This window comes from Tepidisphaeraceae bacterium (assembly GCA_035998445.1).
Classification (GTDB): domain Bacteria; phylum Planctomycetota; class Phycisphaerae; order Tepidisphaerales; family Tepidisphaeraceae; genus DASYHQ01.
Genome location: DASYHQ010000018.1, coordinates 321949 through 341388 on the forward strand (window position 1 = coordinate 321949; position 19440 = coordinate 341388).

The following is a 19440-nucleotide window of genomic DNA, read 5'->3' on the forward strand; positions in this document are numbered from 1 at the left end:
CTTACTCGACCACTGCCAGGACGTCGTCCTCGCTCATGATCATGAGTTCTTCGCCGTCGATCTTCACTTCGGTGCCGGCGTAGCTGGTGAAGATGACCTCGTTGCCGACCTTCACGCTGAACGACGACAGCTCGCCGTTGTCCATGCGCTTGCCCGCGCCGACGGCGATGATCTTGCCGCGCTTGGGCTTTTCCTTGGCGCTGTCGGGCAGCACGATGCCGCTCTTGGTCTTGGATTCAGCTTCGACGCGCTTCACGAGAATCTTGTCGCCGAGAGGACGTAGCTTGGCCATTGTTTGGCGCTCCTTAGTGTGACTGTCAGTGGTCCGTGGTCAGTTGTGAAAGCATTGTGATCCGATCCGTTGCAACTGACCCCTGACAACGGATGACGGATGAATTTCTATTACTATCCCGGCCAACGGCTTTCGTAATGCCGTTTCATGACGCGGGCCATGGCGTCCAGCAGCAGGTTGAAGTCGACCGGCTTGCTGAGGACGCTGAACACGTGCATGCCCAGGGCCTCGCGAAGCAACGCGCTCGAGAGGTCGTCGGCCACCAGGATGGCCGGCGGCGACTTGCGGTGGTCGGCCTTGGCCATCTCGCGCATCAGCTTCACCACCTGCAGCCCACCGAGGCCGGGCATCTGGGCATCCAGCACGGCCAGGTGGATCGGCTGGGCCTCCATCAGCTGGATCGCCTCGCGCCCGGAACGGGCCGAGATGGTGGTGACGCCCTGCGGTTCCAACAGTCCGCGCACCGTCTGGTGCCAGCCTTCCTGTTCGTTGGCCAGCAGCACCGTCAGACGGTTTGTGAGGTTCGCGTGGACCATGTGCATGCGGGTCGAACGACACGTTCGCCCGAGCGTGCAATAACAAGCCGTGTGCCGCAAACGAACGACAGAGGCGGGAGGACGATCATCGCTAAGCGATGGATTTTCCATTACTTAGAATGCGATCACCAACGGTGAGCTTAGCGGTTGATCTGGCCGATTCTGCCAAAACAATTTCAGAACGGCCGTAGACTGCCACTGTGGCACCGCCTTATTTTCCGCAAAGTCGCTATCCATTGGGGCGATCGCGGGTCTGGATCGCTAGGGGTGGCGGGTCGTACTTCAACCTTCACGGAGGACTGCGCCGATGCGCATCGCAACCTTAGTCGCGTCAGTTGTATCGACGGTCGGGCTATTCGCATCCACCACGGCTCTAGCGGCGCCTGGCCGGCCCGCACTCGATTTGGGCGTTGGGTTTGGCGGGGTGACGCTGGAGAACTCGGTCCCGGAAATCGAGAACAGCGTTGGTGGGAACTTTCACCTGAACTACTCGTTCGCGCCGTTCCGCGACGTCGAACAACTCCGGTTCGGCGTGGGGTTCATGATCGAGGGGGCCAGCGAACAAGGGCCGCGGACGCAATCGACGTTCGACCCACGCGTGCGCGAACGGCCGTACTCGCGGGTGTCGTCGTTTACGCCAGAGTTTAAGGTCGCGTGGTCGCAGCCGCTGGGCGAGCGATGGTTCATCGAGCCGAGCGTCGCGCTGGCGGTGCCGATCGCGCACTACGAGGTGGGCGAACTGGAGTCGTACCGCGACTACTACGGCTATTACGACGTGGACGATTCGGAGACGCGCATCGGCATTGGCGTACGGCCGGGCCTGCAGGTCGGCTATTGGCTGGCCGAGCGCCACGCGATTGGGTTGGAACTGAACTACCTGTTCGCGACGATCGATTTCCGCAATGTGGGGCCGAGTTTCGAGGCGTACAGCATCGGGTTCTTCTATCGGTTGGCGTTCTAACGCATTTGCCGTGGCAACATCTGGTCGCGATGCGTTTTCCGTACCATAGGCGGCCCGCCCGTGCTTCTTTTTTAGGGAAATAAGACACGGGCGGGCCGCCCGTGATACGGCCGTTCACGCGATGGCGTTGAACTGCGTGCCGAACGGGAACGGCTTGCCGAGCAGTTCGTAGCGCAGCATGGTGATGGCCATCTTGGCGCTGCGGTCACGGATCATCTCGCGGTCGCCGAAGGTGTTGAATCGGCGGACCAGCGTGCCGCTGGCCGACGCCAGGGCGATCCAGACGGTGCCCACGGGCTTGTCGGCCGTACCACCATCGGGGCCAGCGATGCCGGTGATCGCCAGGGCGTAGGTCGATCCGGACTTTTGACGTGCGCCCTCGGCCATCGCGCGGGCGACGGGTTCACTGACGGCGCCGACGTCGTTCAGCAGCGCCTCGGGGACGCCCAGTTCGCTGGTCTTGGCGGCGTTGGCGTAGGTGACCCAGCCGTAGCGGAAGATCGCGCTGGAGCCGGGCAGGTCGGTCAGCATCTTCGCCAGCAGCCCACCCGTGCAGCTCTCGGCCGTCGCGACGGTGGGTTGATTCGGGGCGGCCTTCAACATCGTCAGGACCGCGCCCTGCAGCGTCTCATCCCCACGGCCGAAGACCAATTCGCCCATCACCTCGCGGCAGGCGGCTTCGGTGTCGTTCAATTGCCGATCGGCCTCCTCGCGCGACGCCGCCCGCACGTTCAGGCGTAGCGAGACGAACCCACCGCTGACCGTAGTGCCCACGCTGGGATTGCGGCCGCGCGTCATGAGGGCGCCGAGGCGCTCGCCAACAGCACTTTCGCCAAGGCCGAAGGTGTGCAGAATGCGCGACGCGATGACCGCCCCACCGCCGCGTTCGACGAGCCAGGGGAGGACGTCGCGCTCGAACATCGCCTTCATTTCCTTCGGCACGCCGGGCGTCGAGAAGATCTCGCACGTGCCCAGCCGCGCCCGAACGCCGGCGGCGGTGCCGGCGTGGTTGTAGATCATGGTGGCGCCGCGCGGGATCATCGCCTGCACCTTGTTGATCTCGGGCATCTTGCGATTCGTGCGCGCGAAGTACGTCTCCAGCACGGCCATCCACTCATCGTTGCGATCCAGCGGCGCGTCGAGCACGGCCGAGAGGGCTTGGCGCGTGAGGTCGTCTTCGGTGGGACCGATGCCGCCGGAGATCACCAGCACATCGGCGCGCTGCGACAGTTCGCGGATGGCGGTCTCGATTTCAAGCTGGCCGTCCCCCACGGTGGCGTGCGCGACGATCTCGCATCCGACGGCGGCCATCTGCTTGGCGATCCAAGCCGTGTTGGTGTCGACCGTTTGCCCTAAGACAAGCTCGTCGCCGATGGAGAGGATGCAGGCGTTCATTTTTGCGGGGTGTCCGTGGTCAGTGGTCCGTCGTCAGTAGGTTGATGCGGCAGCACTGTAACGTACGGCGGGCGGGTGACAATGGATGATGGCTGGGGGGAAGTACGGCGGCGTCGGTCAATGATCCGCAGCTACGGGTAAATCGAAATCACCCTCACCTAACCTCTCCCGGAGTACCGGGAGAGGGACCGGAGTCTGGGCCGCGTCGTTCGACAACGGGCGACGGGCCGCAGACCCACCAACTAGAACGGCAGCGACTGATCCATCCAGTCGTCGTTCTTCAGCACCTGCTTGCGATTGAATCGCGCGATGCGTTCGGCGCGGCTTTGTGCCATCTTGATCAGGCGGTCGGCGCCGATCGCGCGCCAGTGCCGGCGCGACTGGCGGGCGTGGCGGATGAACAGGTCGTCCTCGACGCAGACGAACTGCTGCGCGCAACCGGGATCGCCCTGGCGGGCGGCGCGGCCGAAGAGCTGGCGGTCGACGCGGTAGCTGCCGTGCGGTTCGGCGCTGATCACGTGCAGCCCGCCCAGCTCGGCAACGCCGCGGCCCAGCTTGATGTCGGTACCGCGGCCGGCCATGTTCGTGGCGACCGTGATGCGCTTCGGTTGGCCCGCCTCGGCGACGATCGTCGCCTCCTGCTCGTTCTGCGCGGCGTTCAGCACGCGGTGGACGCGGCCCAGCTTCGCCAGCCGACGGCTCACCTCTTCGCTCGCCAGCACGCTGCGCGTGCCCACCAGCACCGGCACGCCCTTGTCGTTCAGCTCGATCACGCGTTCGACGACGGCGTCGTACTTCTGGTCCATCGTGTCGAACATCTGCGTCGGCAGCTGCACGCGGATGTTCGGCTTGTTCGTCGGGATCTTGATCACCCGGCGGTGGAAGATGTTCCACAGTTCGCCGGCGGCCTCCCAAGCGGTGCCCGTCATGCCGCCCATGATCGGGTACTGGCGGAAGAAGCGCTGGAACGACAGGCGCGCCAGATTCTCCTTGTCGGCCGTCACCTTCACGCCTTCCTTCACCTCGATCGCCTGGTGCAGCCCGTGCCGCCAGCTGCGGTCGGCCATCACGCGGCCGGTGAACTCATCGATGATCTGTACCTTGCCATCGGGCGCCACAAGATACTGTTCGTCGCGCACGAAGCAGTGCCGTGCCGACAGCGCCTGCTGCACGAGTTCCTCGCGCCGGCGCTGTCCGCGCCAGAAGCCCTTGTCGTCTGACAGGTGTTCCAGCCGATCCTGCCCGCGGGCGGTCAGCTCGACCTGCCGCACGGTCCGGTCGATCGTGAAATCTTTGCCCAGCTCGAGCTGCGCGGCCAGATCGTTGGCGGCAATGTACAGGTCGGCGTTGGGCTCTTCCTGTGGGCTGTTGCTGATGATCAGCGGCGTCACGGCCTCGTCGATCAGCAGGCTGTCGGCCTCGTCGACCAGCACGCGAGACAGCCCCGGCACCAGCAGGCCCGACGCGCCCCGGCCGCTCATGAGCAGCTGGATCGACGTCTGCGTGCTGTTGCGCAAATTGCCCAGCGCGATCTGGTCGCGCAGGAAGTCGGCGACGAGCTCCTTGCTGGTGCAGTAGATCACGTCGCGGCGATAGTGGTCGATGCGCTCGCCCTGCGCGGTCTCATGGGTGACGTGGCCGACCTTCAGGCCGCACATCTTGTAAACCGGGCCCATCTCCTCGGCGTCGCGGGCGACGAGGTAGTCGTTGACCGTGATGACGTGCACCGGCTTGCCATACCAACCCCACAACGTGGCGGCAAGCGACGCGGTCAGCGTTTTGCCCTCACCCGTGGCCATCTCGGCGATGGCGCCCTGGCACATCGCCAGCGCGCCCATGATCTGCACCGGGTACGGCCGCATGCCCGTGGCGCGGAACGCGCCCTCGCGGATGATCGCCATCGCGCGCTCGAGCGCCGGTCCGGTCAACCGATCCAACCGCGCCAGTTCGCGCGATTCGGTCACCGCCTCCTTGAACCGCGCGGCCGACAGGTTCTTGATCTCCGGCTCCAGCGCCGAGATATGCCCTTCCTGCGTGCGCAGCGTCGACAACACCCGCTGCCGGTTTTTAAAGAACCCGACCCAGCTGTTCACCAGCGCATCGAGCCCCTTCAGCTCCGGCGCTTTCACCCGCCGGGCGTTGAACACGGACCAGAGTTCTTGATTAGCTAGACGAGACATAAGAGATTGCCGATTTTCGACCGCCGATTTTCGATTGAGAAGTCGACCTGCTGAAGTTGCCTTTCAATCGGCAATCGCAAATCCAAAATCGACAATCGTTAGATCCACTTATCCGTCTGGTGCGTCTTCACCAGCTGCCAGAAACGGCGCGTCCAGTTCCACGCGAGCGGCTCGTACCGGACCTTGAAACGCACCGTCGCGGTCTGGCCGGGGAGATACTCGGCGTCCGTGGCGTCCAGCGTCATCTTGGCCTCGAACTGCATGCTCATCGGGCGACGCCCCGTCTGGTCGCTGGGGTCGATCGCGATGCTGTTGCCACCGGCCTGGCCGAGCGCGGCGTGAGGCAACTCGGGCTGAACCGAGTCGTAAATCGTCAGCGTCACCGCGTTCAACACCGTGCCCACCGCGCCGGCCAACCGAACCTCGACGGGCGACTCGTCATCGGCCGCGTTCATGTTGGCAAGGACCTTCGAATCGCGGATGACCTCGTAGTCGCGCTGTTGCAGCGCCGCCCGCACGATCAGTGGCCCCTCGGCCGACACCTGACCGATCGACCGGCCGCGCTGCAGGTAGACGCCCTTCAGCTGTTCCACGTTGGGCGCCAGCAGTTTGCCGGCGATCGGGGCCTTCACTTCAAGCTCGCCCTTCTGCTTCTCGTAGTAGGCGATGTTCTCCAGCGTCAGGTCGATCGCTTCCTGATCGATGCGCGCCTGCGCCACGTCGGTCACGCTCGAGAGCATCTTGCGGGCCTGAAGCGACGCCAGGCGCGCGTCGAGCGTCTTCAGGCGGGCGTCGAGCGTCTCGTCGCGCATGCGCAGGATCACGTCGCCGGGCTCCACGTGTTGGCCGTCGAGGGCGACGATCTCCGTCACCCAACCCTCGGCCTGCGGGGAGACCATCTGCTTGGCCGACGGTTCGACGATGCCCTTTTCCTCCACGTACACCCAGAACGGGATGACGCCGATCGCGATCACGATCGCCGCCGCCACGCCAGCGCAGAACGCGGTCGCCTGCCCGCGCTTGCGGTGCAGTTCGGGCTCGAGCGCCAGGTACTTGAACAGCTTCGACGCCGGCACGACCAGCCACGTGATGATGCCACCGATGGCCATCAGCACGCCCAGGATCGGGATCTGCCACGTCACCACGAGGATGATGACGATGCCGATGATCGTGCGGTACACCACGCTGGTGATGTGGTACAGGAACAGCTCGATGCGCTGCCGCACGGGCGGCAGTGGCTGCGTCTGCTTCACGCGGAACACGTGGCGCTTCACCAGCCCCAACGTGTACTCGGCGGCCTTCTGCCGCATGTTCGGGATCTCGAGGAAGTCCGACAGGATGTAGTACCCGTCGTAACGCAACAGCGGGTTGGCGTTGAAGATGACCGTGGTCACGCTGGCCACCAGCATCGCGTTGTACGCCAGCTGGTTGATCAGCGAGTTGCTGTCGGTCGCCAGCCACACGAACGCGCACAGCGCCGCGAAGAACATCTCCACGATCATGCCGGCGCAACCGACGAAGATGCGGTGCCACTTGTTCGGGAAGCTCCAGGCCGTGCTGGCGTCCACGTACGGCGTGGGGATGAAGATCAGGAACATGATGCCCATCTCGTGACACTCACCGCCAAAGCGGCGGCACGAGAAGGCGTGGCCCAGTTCGTGGATCAGCTTCACGAAGACGAACACCAGCCATAGCCAGAAAGCGTTCCACGGGTTGCCGACCATGTCGATCGAGCTGCGCGCCGCATCCTTCACGGCCTCCCAGTGCGGCGCGACGGCGATGCAGGCGGCCAACAGCGTCAGGATCCAGACGACCGCGCCCTTCCTGCTCAGCATGTGCCGCACCAGCGGCATCCAGCGGACGAGGAAGCGGTCCGGGTCCCACAGCGGGATCCGCGGGAACATCGCCTGCATCAACCGGCCCTGCAGCTTCTTCTGCTGCTGCTTCTTCTGGCGGCGCAGCAGAACGGTGGCGTCGGGCGTGACGTCGGCGTCGATCAGGTTGGCGCTGTACAGGTGCGTGAGGATCTGGATGACTTCCGGCTGCGTCGGCGCATCGTCGGCCAACTGCCCGCCTACCAGGTCCCAGGCCTCTTCCACGGTGCGCGTGCCGTCCAGCAGCCCGACGAAGCGATAAGCGGCGTCCGACAGGCGGTGGAACTGGTTGCCGGCCGGATCGCGCACGACGTACCAACGCTCGCCACGGTAGAACTGCCGGCTGATCTGCGCGCTGCTGCGCAGCTTCGCCTTCAGCGTCTTCACGCGATACCAGGACTCGGAAAATGTCGGGCGGACTGCGAGCATTCGATTGGGTCCGTTTTCAGTGGTCCGTCGTCAGTCGAGATCGCCCGTCGATCGCTGTCTTTCAACAACGGACAACGGAATACCGACGACGGACGAGGTCTTACATCCACAGCTTCAGCTGCATGAACTCGACGAGGCGGTGCGTCCAGATCCAGATCAGGGGCTTCTTCTCGATGTTGATGCGGGCCTCGCCCTCGGCGCCGGGGCGCCAGCTGGGGCTGACCGTGTCGGCCGTCGCGTAGACGGTGAAGACGTTGCTGGATTCCTTCGGCGTGCTCATCGGAACGATGCGCTCGATCTTGATCGCGTAGCCCTCGCTCGGCAGCGCGTTAGTGGCGATCTCGCCGGTCTGCGTCTGGTTGATGAACTGGATGTCGCGCTCGTTGACGGCCAGCTCGACCTTCAGGTTGTCGATCGGGCCGACCTCCATCAGCACATCCTCGCGCTTCACGGGCGAGCCGACCTTGTCGGCCAAATCGCCCTTCAGCACCTCGCCGTCCATCGGCGCGACTACGGTCGCCTGCGCGACCTGCCACGCGAGCAGATCGGCCTCGGCCTTGGCGGCGTCGTGGTCGGCCATCGCGATCTTGTAGTCGGCGATCCTCGTGCGGTCGGCGCGGTGCTTATCAGCCGTGCGCATCGCGCTCAGGGCGCGCTTCTCGGCGTCCAGCTGCTTCAGGCGCAGTTCTTCGGTCTTCAGCTCGAACAGCTTCTGACCCTTCACGACCTTCTCGCCGGGCTTGGCGTGAACCGCGCCCAGGAAACCTTCGAACGGCGCCGACAACGAGGCCTTCTCGACGGCGGTGAAGCGGAAGGGGGCGCTGACGCGGTACATCGGCTCGTAGAACGTGACGAACAGCAACAGCGCGATCGATGCGACCACGATCAGCTTCGTGATCATGTACTTCTTGCCGATCGCCTTCTCGCCCAGCTCACGCGTGCTGATGCCCGCCTTGGTGATCAGCCAACGATCGTTGACGTAGCGGTCCTGCAGCTGCGGGGCGAGCAAGTCGACCGCGACGGCCAAGCCGCTGGCGACATTGGGCCCAAGCGGTTGGTTGGCGGGGAATTCCAGCGTGGTGACGCCGACGATCTCCTCACCCTTGCGCAGTGGCAGTGACAACACGATGTTGCCCCCCTGCGCCCGCGACACGATCTGGGCCGCCCGCGCAACGTTCGGCGTGCTGCTGGCGCCAGTGGGGTCGTACAGGACCACTTCCTCCTGGTCCAGGCACTCCTCCATCGCGTTCTGGAGCTGCACGACCAGTTCCTGCTTCTTGTCGAACTGTTCAGTGTGCGACAACGCCTTCACCTTGATCGTGCGGCCCTTCAGCCAGCCCAGCGCAACACGCACCGCGCCGCTGCGGTTGGCGAGCTCGTTACACAGGTTGCGGGCGGCGGCCTCGAACCCCTCGGCGACGGCGACGGCGGTCGCCAGCTGCAGCACGTGCTGGTGGCTCTGCGCGATCACGCGCGCCTGCTCGCTGTTGCGGCGCAGCGAGAACAGTTCGAAGTAGCCGGCGACCAATTGCATGCTCATCAGCCGCTGGCGGGCACGCTCCAGGTTCATGCAGCGGGTGATGACCGCGCTGGCCGCGACGATCTCACCGTCGGCGCGCAGCAGCGTGACGAGGCAGAACTGCGGTTCCATTGACGTGCCGTCGGCGGCGTTGATCTCGATCGCGCCGTCCTTGCCCTGGTCGATGCACGGCTTGATGATGTCCTGAAACGCCTGGATGGCGGCGGTTCGCGTCTCGGCGTTGGAATTGTCCGGGCGCACGTGCGCGATCGGGCGCAGCAGCACGTCGTCGCTCGACTTCTCGAGCATGAAGCCCGCCGCCTCGGTGCCGGCGACGGTAACCGCCTGGGCGGTCACGAGGTCGGTCACGAACGCCGGCAGGTTCGACCCCGCCGTCAGCAGCCGCTGCACCAGCTTCGAGCGTGACCCTGCCTGGTGGGCGTCCTCCTGCCCCTTCTGTGACTGCGATTCAATGACTTCGTTGGCCACGTTTCACCTTTCCAAATTTGCGACTTGCGATCGCCGATACTCGATTGTGCCCTGCGACCTCTTCAAATCGCAAATCCGCGTTCGTTACGTCGCAAACGTCCTTATCGTCCTTCCGCCAGCGCCGCGACGTTCTCGGGCAGCGTAACGGAGACCTGCAGGCCGCTCGAGCGGTTGTCGGGATTTGGCAGTTCCAACCGAACCAGCTGCGTGTCGCTGGCGGCGTCGGCGACGGGATTGATGTAGATGATTTTGGCGGGAATCGCTTGCGCCTTCTCGTCACCGACGTGCTTCACCATCAGCGGCGCATTGCGGTCCAGGTGCTGGCTCTGGCGTGTCGGCAGGTGAACCTCGACCCACAGCGGGTTGTTCTGCACCACCGTCACCGCGCCCGTCTGCTTCTGCGGGTCGGCCCATTCACCGGGGCCGACGTCGATCGACTCGACCTGCCCGTCGATCGGACTCTTGAGCTCCATCAGTTCGACCTTCAGCTTCTGCGCATCACGCTCCAGCGCCTTGATTGCTTGCGCCTCCCGCTGAATCTTCTCGCGGAACTGGCCGATCTCCACCTCAAGGCGTGCCTGTTCTACTTCCGACACGCTTCCAGCCCGATCCTGCAGCAGCTTCTCTTTACGCGCGAGTTGGACCTTGTTCAGCTCGTACTGGGCCAACGCCGCATCGATCTGCCCGGTGCTGGCCGCTTCCATCTCCAGCGAGGCGAGCCTGCTCTTCTCGATGGTGTCGTCCAGTCGAATCAGAACTTGCCCCTTCGTTACCGTCTCGCCGGATTTCACTGCCCGTTCGAGGACGATCCCGGGAACCGGCGAGGCCAGCTTCAATCGCTGCGACGGTGCCGTGATGCCGGTAACCGTTGTTGCGCTAAGGTCCGAATTCAAGGGCGATGACTGGCCGCGAAGATCGGTTGCGAAGACCGACAAACCCACCGCGAGCAAGCCCGCGGCGCCAAAGAGGGTGCGCTGGATCATGTGCTTTCAATCTCGTTAAACAACTACTGACAACATCTGCCGATAAGCTCGGCATCCCGCCCGGAGCGGGTCGTGCAAAACGTACAGCTTGGATTATCGGACCACCCACGACAGTCGTGCGGGGAACGGCCCCTTCTCGGACCATCGGCTGATGGTACGACCCCGCTTTAGAGCACAACCCCTCCGGATCGCGCCGAGGGCCCATTGTGCATAAAACTCAATGTAATACGAACAGAATAGACGCCACTCAAGAGAAATCTTTCCAAACTTGCTATCCAAAGCCGAGCTCATCCAGCTGCTCCTCGGTCATGCCGTAGTGATGACCAATTTCATGCAGCACCGTCACCCGAACTTCATTGATGAGCTCGACTTCGCTATCGCAGGCTAACTCGATGTCTTCCTGAAAGACGTACACCACGTCCGGGAGGTTCCCGGAATCCATCACGCTTCGGTCGGTTCTCGGCCGGCCTTGGTAGAGGCCCATCAGCAGGTCGTTCGAACCCAGCCCCACGCTGCGCAGCTCCTTCTTCGTCGGCCGATCGCGAACCTCGACCGGCACCTCGTCCAAGTGACTTGCAAACGGTTCGGGCAGCGACGACAGCGCCTCCTCGACCAGTTCCGCAAATCGTGCTTTGCTCACATGATAGGCCATGGGTAAGATCACCCCGTCGTCCTGTCGCGTCTTTCTAAATCGGGTCCGTCGGCATTATAGCCGCGACCTGGCCTGTCCGAAGTGGGCATCGGTCTGAATCCACAGGAGTTTCATGCGGCACGCGCTCATCAGTTGCATCGCGATGTGTCTTCTAATGATCGGCTGTGGCACGCCCAGCCTGCTGATCACGCCCGTCTCGAACAACAACGCGCTTCAGGAGATCACCGTGCAGCCCGGCCGAGGGTGGTCGCCGGACAAGATTGCGATCATCGAGATCGAAGGCCTGATCAGTAACTCGCGCACCGAAGGCCTGTTAGGTGGCGGCGAGAACCCGGTTTCCCGCTTTACCCAGCAGATCGAAGCAGCCGAGCGCGATCGGAAGGTCAAGGCGATCGTTCTGCGCCTCAATTCGCCCGGTGGCACGGTGACTGGCTCCGACACGCTCTACCAGCTGGTCGAGCGATACAAGAAGCGCACCGGTAACCCGGTCATCGCCTCGGCACAGGAAGTCGCCTGCAGCGGCGCCTACTACGCGGCGCTGTCGGCCGACCAGATCGTGGTGCAGCCCACTAGCGTCGTCGGCAGCATCGGCGTGGTCTTCAACGCGTTCGAATTCAGTGGTGGGCTCTCGAAACTTGGCATACGGACCGACGCCATCAAGAGCGGCGAATTTAAAGACATGGGCTCGCCGTTCAAGCCCCTGCCGGTGGACGAACGCGCCCTGATGCAGGCGATGGTGGACGAGTACTTCAACCTGTTCGCATCGCTGGTCAAAAAGCACCGCCCCGGGCTGAAAGGCTCCGACTTCGCCGTCGCGACGGACGGGCGGGTCTTCTCCGGTGCGCAGGCGGTCGAGATCGGCCTGGCCGACCGAATTGGCTTGCTTGCCGACGCGATCACGCTCGCCCGGCAGGCGGCCAACGCGCCCAAGGCCAAGGCGATCTTATACAAACGGCCGCACGGGTACTCGGGGTCGATCTACGCATCGTCCCACGACCCCCAACCCCGGTCCGATACGCTGACGTTGCGGCTTCCAGAGTCTGTGACGCCATTGCCGGGCGGCTTTTACTACCTGTGGGAAGCCGGCCGGTAAGTTGGCACTTGCAATCAATGTGAAATGCCGAAGGAAGACGGGGCAATCCTGGTCGGCGTGCGGTAGACTGACCTCCACACTTGGCACCGGGCATCCGAGACTCGACATTTCCTATGATTTCAATCTCCTGCACCAACTGCAAAGCGATGTTGACGATCGACGAGGCCTTCGCCGGTGGCGTTTGCCGATGCCAGCACTGCGGCACGATCCAGACCGTCCCCACCGCCGCCAAGGGCAACGACGGGTTGGTCGGGGGCTCGATTACCGGTCAATCGCTGGGTGGGTCGAAGGTGATGGTGCCCAAGCAGCAGTCGTCGGGCACCGGACTGGACGATTTGGCCGACATCGTCGCCAGCAGTGGCCTGGCTGGCAGTGGACTCACGTCCCGCCGGCTCAGTCGCACCCCCGCCACGCCCGGCGCAGGCGCCGCGGCGCAGAAGCCGAAGTTGATGCCGATGATCGTCGGTGGCGCCGCGATGGGCGTCGTCGTCGTGGCGGCGATCGCGTACTTCGCGACGCGCGGTGACGCAACGGCCGGCGCTGGGGGTGACGTCGTGACGGCGGTCGACGGTGACGGTGGCGCCAGCGCCGCGGCCGCGGTGCGCGGACCGGCGTTCGCGGGCGTGAGCCTGGACGGCAACAACGTCATCTACGTCCTGGACCGTGGCAGTGGCACGCGCGAGGTCTTCGAACTGATGAAGCTCGCCACGCTCCGGTCCATTGGCTCGCTAGGCAACGACCGCAAATTTCAGGTGATCTTCTGGGACAACACCAGCGACGAGATGATGTTCCCCGAGACCGGCCCCACCTACGCCACCGCAAAGAAGATCGAGGAACTGCGCACCTTCCTCGACGGCGCCGCCGCGTTCGGCGCCACCGATGCCGGCCCGGCGTTGGCGAAGGCGTACGCGCAGTCGCCAGACACGGTCGTGCTGGCGACGGGCAAGGGCCCAGACCTGAACGATGAGTTCATCGCGGGCGTCGACGCGGCCCGCAAGGGCGCCAACATCCGCACCCACACCTTCAGCCTCGGTGAAGGTGGAAGCGATGCGCTGAAGTCGATCGCGGAGAAGACGAACGCCCAGTACCAGCACCTGACGCCTCGTCAGTTGGACGCGTTCACGCGATAAGCGTGCGTCGACTTTAATCGCGTACCGACATAGCCCCTGGCTTGCCCGGGATCTTTCTTTGAACCTGTATCGATACGAAGACCCCGGACAAGCCCGGGGCTAAGTCGGTACGCGTCTCCACAACCTTGCACCGCGCCCACGCCACCTTATATTGATTCCCCTTCACGGGAGACCACTTTTGCTGGGACGTTGGATTATCGTCGTCGCCGTCGGTTGTTACGCATTGATCGTCGGCTGCATGCTATTGCCGGCCCAGACGCCCGCGAACGAGGCTACTGCCGACCCGGTTCAGGCCGCACCCGCCGTCGGCGCGCCACTGACGGGCCTGCCGTACCGCGGGGTGGGCATGCAGATCCAGCGGGTCGACTGGATCGACCGCTACGAGCAGAGCATCGACGAGATCGCCGCGCTGGGCGCCGACACCGTCTCGCTCGTGGTCGACGCCCGGCAGGAGAACGGCAGCAGCAACCGCATCTACCTCGACATGCGGCTTACGCCGTCGCCCGAGCAACTGGGCCGGCTCATCCAGCACGCGCGCGGCAAGGGGCTGCGCGTCATCCTCATGCCGATCGTCCTGCTCGACGCGCCGCGCGATAACGAGTGGCGCGGCACCATCGCGCCGCAGGACTGGGAGGAATGGTGGACCAGCTACCGCCAAATGCTCGGCCACTTCGCGTGGATCGCCCAGTCGTACGGCGCCAACGTGCTGTCGGTGGGATCGGAACTCGTCAGCACTGAGGACGCGCGATTCGTCGACCAATGGCGGCGCGTCATCCGGGAAGTCCGCCAGTCCTTCCACGGCCAACTCACCTATTCCGCCAATTGGGACCACTACCGTGCAGTGAAGTTCTGGGACCAGCTCGACCTGATCGGCATGAACAGCTACTACAAACTGGGCTCCGATCGCAACGTGAAGGTGCCGGAGATCGTCAAGCGCTGGCAGGAAATCCAGAAGGACCTGCTGGCCTTCCAGCGCGACGTCGGCAAGCCGCTATTGTTCCTGGAGGTCGGCTGGTGCAGTCTGGCCAACGCTGCCCACGAACCGTGGGATTACACCAAGACCACCGAACCGCTCGACCTGGACCTGCAGAAGCGCCTCTACCAAGGCTTCTTCCAGGCCTGGTACGGCAAGCCCCAACTCGGCGGCTTCATGATCTGGGAATGGACGCCCGGCGACGGTGGGCCGAAAGACAAAGGCTACACCCCCGAAGGCAAGCCCGCGGAAAAGGTGATCGAAGAGTGGTACGCCAAGCCGCGTTGGGACGTGAAGTGACGACTGCCAGAACCGTTCGATGACCGGTCACCCGGACCTTTTCTGATGTCGCTCTACAGTCGCTCAGATCCATCGGCTTCGTTCTTCGATTCGGCCGGAAGCGAGACGACCTTCAACTGGTCGACAACAAAATCTACGAGTCGAATCGCATCCTGATCGAGCGACGCGACGTCTGCCAATGCGATCCAGGAATCGATACCGTCCTGTGCCTGCCGGGCGGCTCGCGTCGTCACCTCATTTGGAACGGCGAGCGCCGAGATCACCGGCGTTGCCGTCGTGGCGTGTGCGGGCTCGCGCGACGTCGTCGGCCACCACGACACGCCACCCACCACGATTGCCATCCCCGCTGCGACCGCGACGGACGCCGCGACGCCGATCCAGTACCGCCGCGGATTGCGATCAACCCCGTTCGCGCAGGCCGCGGATTGGCGAACACGATTCATCGTTCGCTCGTGCAGGGATGCCGAGAACGCCGGAGGTGTTTCCTTGGTCGCCGCACTGCATAGGAGATCATCGAATTGTCCGTCGTTCATTGCATTCCTTTCGACCATCGCAGCTGAGCATCGTCGCACACACGGATTAAGAGGCGATGGCTCAAGAGGCGTCGTCAAACGTCACTCAAGTACTTCGCCAGTCGTTGCCTCGCGCGGTGCAGCAGCACCTTGGTCGTCAGCCGCGATCGGCCGAGCGCCCGAGCCAAGTCGGGCATTGGTAGTTGTTCAACGTAGTACAGCCACAGCACGTCGAACTGGTCCGGCCGAAGGTTCCGCCGGGCGATCGCCCATAGATTTCGATGCTCATCCTGCACGACGGCCATCGCATCCGGACCGGGATCGTCCGACGCCCGATCATAAACTGGGGCCCCGTCGGCGATGCGCAACCGCCGATGGTGCGTCGCCGCCTGCCGGACGGCGATCGCGAACAGCCAGCCCGACAGCCGCCAGCGCGGGTCGTACTTGCCGATCTTGCGGAACGCGCAGACGAACGTCTCCTGCAGCACGTCCTCGGCGTCGGCCGGGTTCGCCATCCGCCGATTCAGGAACCGCATCAGCGGCGCTTGATACGCTCGTGCGATCCGATCGAACGCTGCCAGTGAACCGCTGGCGGCGTCCATCGCCCACCGCCGTTCGTCGGCATCCTCAGGTCGCCCGTCCGACATTGCGACCGAAGGCGACAACGCCGCGACGGCCGGGCTCGTCGCGGCGAGGTTGTTGCTGATCGATCGCACGGAACTAGTTTCCTCAGGCGTCGCCGGTAACGCGAGCTTCTGCTCTTACCGTGGCATGGGCGTCTCGCCCATGCGTGTAATGAGGCCCTGAATTTCTTTCTGTGGCAACCGCGTGGCCCGCGCAGTCTGGCACAAACCCAGTTTCTCATTCCAATCCATAGGCATGGGCGAGACGCCCATGCCACGGTGAGCCCCCTACTTCACCGCCGCGGGCCGTCGCAGGACCTGCGACTTGATCGCCTCCACCACCTTCTCGGCCGGTGTTTCGAACGAAAGGTCGACGCCTTGTTCCGTCTGCGACAGCTTCAACTTCGTCAGCAGTTCGTCCGCCATCTGCAATCGATCGTCGGCGTCGGCCTCAGCGGCCTTCATCGACACGATCGCCCGGATTCCCTCCGCCGCCCGCAGCAGCCGCTGGGCGCGTTGGGCATCGGGCGCTTCCACGTGCCCCTTGGCGAACAGCTGCTTGTCGGCGTTCTCGCCCATCGTGATCCACGCCGACTCCACGTTCGCCATCGCCGGTGACGCCTGTTGGGTCTTCGCCAGTTCGGCCAGCCCACGGCCCTCAACGTACATCAGCACCCCCGCGTCTTTCGCTGGCACCGCCCCGGCCAGTGGCGCCATCGTCTCCGCCTTCTTATCCAACACGTCCGCTGCCCGCTTCACCAGGTCGGCCGACCGCGCGATGGCGATCAGGTCGTTGCGGAGGAACGAGCCGTACATGGTCTTGCCCTTGTCTTCCCAAGAGACGACCTCGCGATCGCCGTATATTTCGTTGGTGTAGGACGGCGCCAGTTCGAGCACGCCCAGGACGCGGTTGCTGTCGAACGTGCCGTGGACGAGGACGACGTTGTGTTCCTCCCCGAACGCGTCGCCGTAGAGCGTGACGCCGTGCAGATCGTTCGGGAACGAGAAGCCCGCGAGTCGTAGGAGCATGTCGAGCCCCTGCTGCGTGTCTGGCCGGGCCAACACCTCATCGATGATGGCCGACCCGACCGTCGACGTCTTCGTTTGATCGGCGTCGAAGTGGATGACCCACTTTGGATCTTTCGGCACCTGCTGCGGGTCCAACGGCGCTGCGTGGGTGGTGGACGAGCCGAGAATCGCCAGAGCGCCGGTGAAGGTGAGGCCGATGATGAGGTTGCGCATCCGCATGGTCAATTGCTCCAGTGAGTTTTCGAATTGCCGCACGCCAATGGCCGCGGGGTCGCAAGCCTATACGCGTGCTGCGGAGCGCCGGTTACCGCGCAAATGGGCGATCTCGACATTTGCCGGCGGTTCTGGGAAACTTCCCGACCGCGCGCCGCCAACTTGGCGCCCGCCGGGCTGCCGTCGAACGACGGTGCCGCAACCGCTTTTTCTTAGGATCCGTCGCGTCATGGAAGCTATCGAAACCCGTTATCGTACCCATACCTGTGGCCAGTTGCGCAAGAGCGACGTCGGCAAGGACGTCGCGCTGGCCGGTTGGGTCCACAGCTACCGCGACCACGGCGGGCTGGTCTTCATCGATCTGCGCGACCGCGACGGCCTGACCCAGCTCGTCTTCAACGCCGACACCTGCGGTGCGCAGACGCTCGAGGAAGCGCGCAAGCTGCGCGCCGAATGGGTGGTCAACGTTCGCGGCACCGTGCAGGCGAGGGCCGCCGAGGTGGTGAACTCGAAGCTGGCGACGGGCGAGATCGAGATCCACGTGAAGACGATGGACGTGCTGACGCCGTCCCCCACGCCCCCCTTCACGCCCGATGAGCACGAGAACGTGAACGAAGAGCGCCGGCTCCAGTATCGCTTCATCGACCTGCGCCGCCCGGAGATGCAGCAGACGCTGAAGACGCGCTACCGCGTGACAAAGATCATGCGCGACGTCCTCGGCGACCTGGGTTTCTGGGAGATCGAGACGCCCATCCTGACCAAGAGCACCCCCGAGGGCAGCCGCGACTTCATCGTGCCCAGCCGCCTGGTGCCGGGCAGCTTTTACGCGCTGCCGCAGAGCCCGCAGCTGTTCAAGCAGATTTTGATGGTCAGCGGCTGCGACAAGTACATGCAGATCGTCCGCTGTTTCCGCGATGAAGACCCGCGCGCCGATCGGCAGGCGGAGTTCACGCAGCTCGACGTCGAGATGTCGTTCATCGATCGCGAAAACATCATGACGATCATCGAGGACCTGCTGCGCACCATCTGGAAGCAGATCCTCGACGTCGACATCCCGGCCAAGGTGGCCCACATGGAGTACGACGAGGCGATGAACAAGTACGGGAGCGACCGCCCCGATCTGCGCTTCGGCATGGAACTGCACGACGTAACCGACCTCGGCCAGAAGACCGACTTCGGCGTCTTCAAGAGCGCCGCGATGGTGAAGTGCATCGTGGTGCCCGGCGGCGCGAAACTGAGCCGCAAGGAGACCGACGCGCTGGCGGAGTGGTCCAAGGGCTTCGGCGCCAAGGGCTTGGCCGTCACCAAGGTGACCGCGACCGGCCTGGACACCGGCGTGGCCAAGTTCCTGGCGCCGATCGCGCAGGACCTCATCAGCCGCACCGGCGCCAAGGAAGGCGATCTGCTCGCCTTCGGCGCCGACAAGCCGAACATCGTTCACAAAGTGCTCGGCGAGCTGCGCCTGAAGATGGCGCGCGACCTCAAGATCGAGCCCAGCACGAAGTGGGCCTGGGTCTGGATCGTCAACTTCCCGCTGTTGGACTACGACGAGGCCGAGAAGAAGTGGAACAGCGTCCACCACCCCTTCACCTCGCCGCTCGACGAAGACCTGCCCAAGCTGGCTGCGGCCAAGCACGAGGAACTGACGACGATGAAGAGCAAGGCGTACGACATCGTGCTGAACGGCTCGGAACTGGGCGGCGGCAGCATTCGTATCCACCGGGCCGATATTCAGCAGCAGATGTTCAGCGTGCTGGGCGTGGACGCCGAGGCCCAGCGCAGCCGCTTCGGCTTCCTGCTGGACGCCCTGCAGTACGGCGCCCCGCCGCATGGCGGGCTGGCGCTGGGCGTCGACCGCATCGTCATGCTGCTGCGCAACACCACCAACATCCGCGACGTCATCGCGTTCCCCAAGACGCAGAGCGGCGCCGACCTGATGGTGGGCGCCCCGTCGCAGATCGACGACAAGCAGCTCAAGGAAGCCCACGTCCGCGTCGCTGCGCCACCACCGAAGGCGCCGGAAGTGAAGGCGTAGGGAGGTCTGGTCCCCTCTCCCGCCTGCGCCGGGAGAGGGCTAGGTTCTGTCTGAAAACCCAATTTGGGGCGATCGCCCGTAGGGGCAGGCCTCCGTGCCTGCCCGTTTTTTCGGCAGAAGACGAGGCGGGCATGCACGGAGGCCTGCCCCTACGAGACCTTTTCAGACAGAACCTAGGGTGAGGGTGGTTTCGAGCAGGTGACCGCACCAGCAGGAACAAGG

Annotated in this window: 16 protein-coding genes; 5 read left to right on the top strand and 11 right to left on the bottom strand. The window is 64.2% G+C overall.

Annotated features, from left to right (window positions below; all coding sequences use genetic code 11):
* Position 1 precedes the first annotated feature (1 nt).
* Positions 2–292, bottom strand: a complete 291-nt coding sequence (gene groES, locus VGN72_08065; GenBank protein ID HEV7299304.1) for a co-chaperone GroES — start codon at positions 290–292, stop codon at positions 2–4.
* 113 nt (positions 293–405) lie between these two features.
* Positions 406–834 carry a response regulator gene (locus VGN72_08070; GenBank protein ID HEV7299305.1) on the bottom strand — a complete coding sequence of 143 codons (429 nt, stop codon included), beginning with the start codon at positions 832–834 and terminating at the stop codon, positions 406–408.
* Between the two features lie 301 nt (positions 835–1135).
* Between VGN72_08070 and VGN72_08075 the strand changes: the two genes are divergently transcribed.
* Positions 1136–1789, top strand: coding sequence for a hypothetical protein (locus VGN72_08075; protein ID HEV7299306.1), 654 nt, complete (start codon positions 1136–1138; stop codon positions 1787–1789).
* 114 nt (positions 1790–1903) lie between these two features.
* On the opposite strand, the gene VGN72_08080 is transcribed toward VGN72_08075, so the two are convergent.
* From VGN72_08080 to VGN72_08105, 6 genes are all read right to left on the bottom strand, one after another.
* The gene (locus VGN72_08080; protein ID HEV7299307.1) at positions 1904–3184 is read right to left on the bottom strand and encodes a competence/damage-inducible protein A; all 1281 of its coding nucleotides are present in this window, start codon (positions 3182–3184) and stop codon (positions 1904–1906) included.
* A gap of 242 nt (positions 3185–3426) precedes the next feature.
* The gene (locus tag VGN72_08085; protein ID HEV7299308.1) at positions 3427–5364 is read right to left on the bottom strand and encodes a hypothetical protein; all 1938 of its coding nucleotides are present in this window, start codon (positions 5362–5364) and stop codon (positions 3427–3429) included.
* Positions 5365–5462: 98 nt separating this feature from the next.
* A complete protein-coding gene (locus tag VGN72_08090; GenBank protein HEV7299309.1) occupies positions 5463–7667 on the bottom strand; it encodes a site-2 protease family protein in 2205 nt (734 codons plus the stop codon).
* Between the two features lie 100 nt (positions 7668–7767).
* On the bottom strand, positions 7768–9675 hold the full coding sequence (locus tag VGN72_08095; protein HEV7299310.1) for an HlyD family efflux transporter periplasmic adaptor subunit: 1908 nt from the start codon (positions 9673–9675) through the stop codon (positions 7768–7770).
* Between the two features lie 101 nt (positions 9676–9776).
* On the bottom strand, positions 9777–10658 hold the full coding sequence (locus VGN72_08100; protein HEV7299311.1) for an efflux RND transporter periplasmic adaptor subunit: 882 nt from the start codon (positions 10656–10658) through the stop codon (positions 9777–9779).
* A 271-nt stretch (positions 10659–10929) separates the two neighbouring features.
* The gene (locus tag VGN72_08105) at positions 10930–11298 is read right to left on the bottom strand and encodes a metallopeptidase family protein (protein ID HEV7299312.1); all 369 of its coding nucleotides are present in this window, start codon (positions 11296–11298) and stop codon (positions 10930–10932) included.
* Between the two features lie 124 nt (positions 11299–11422).
* Here VGN72_08105 and sppA point away from each other — a divergent pair, with 124 nt between their 5' ends.
* The 3 genes from sppA to VGN72_08120 all read left to right on the top strand — a co-directional run bounded on the left by sppA (position 11423) and on the right by VGN72_08120 (position 14806).
* A complete protein-coding gene (gene sppA, locus VGN72_08110; GenBank protein ID HEV7299313.1) occupies positions 11423–12403 on the top strand; it encodes a signal peptide peptidase SppA in 981 nt (326 codons plus the stop codon).
* Between the two features lie 146 nt (positions 12404–12549).
* Entirely contained in the window at positions 12550–13533 is a 984-nt protein-coding gene (locus VGN72_08115) for a hypothetical protein (protein HEV7299314.1), read from the top strand.
* A 178-nt stretch (positions 13534–13711) separates the two neighbouring features.
* Positions 13712–14806: a hypothetical protein gene (locus tag VGN72_08120; GenBank protein HEV7299315.1), complete on the top strand. Its 1095-nt coding sequence runs from the start codon at positions 13712–13714 to the stop codon at positions 14804–14806.
* Between the two features lie 53 nt (positions 14807–14859).
* Here VGN72_08120 and VGN72_08125 read toward each other — a convergent pair whose 3' ends face one another.
* From VGN72_08125 to VGN72_08135, 3 genes are all read right to left on the bottom strand, one after another.
* Positions 14860–15249 carry a hypothetical protein gene (locus VGN72_08125; GenBank protein ID HEV7299316.1) on the bottom strand — a complete coding sequence of 130 codons (390 nt, stop codon included), beginning with the start codon at positions 15247–15249 and terminating at the stop codon, positions 14860–14862.
* A 164-nt stretch (positions 15250–15413) separates the two neighbouring features.
* Entirely contained in the window at positions 15414–16034 is a 621-nt protein-coding gene (locus tag VGN72_08130; GenBank protein ID HEV7299317.1) for a sigma-70 family RNA polymerase sigma factor, read from the bottom strand.
* A gap of 195 nt (positions 16035–16229) precedes the next feature.
* Positions 16230–17189 carry a hypothetical protein gene (locus VGN72_08135; GenBank protein HEV7299318.1) on the bottom strand — a complete coding sequence of 320 codons (960 nt, stop codon included), beginning with the start codon at positions 17187–17189 and terminating at the stop codon, positions 16230–16232.
* A 223-nt stretch (positions 17190–17412) separates the two neighbouring features.
* Here VGN72_08135 and aspS point away from each other — a divergent pair, with 223 nt between their 5' ends.
* Positions 17413–19218 carry an aspartate--tRNA ligase gene (gene aspS / locus VGN72_08140; GenBank protein ID HEV7299319.1) on the top strand — a complete coding sequence of 602 codons (1806 nt, stop codon included), beginning with the start codon at positions 17413–17415 and terminating at the stop codon, positions 19216–19218.
* The last annotated feature ends 222 nt before the right edge of the window (positions 19219–19440 follow it).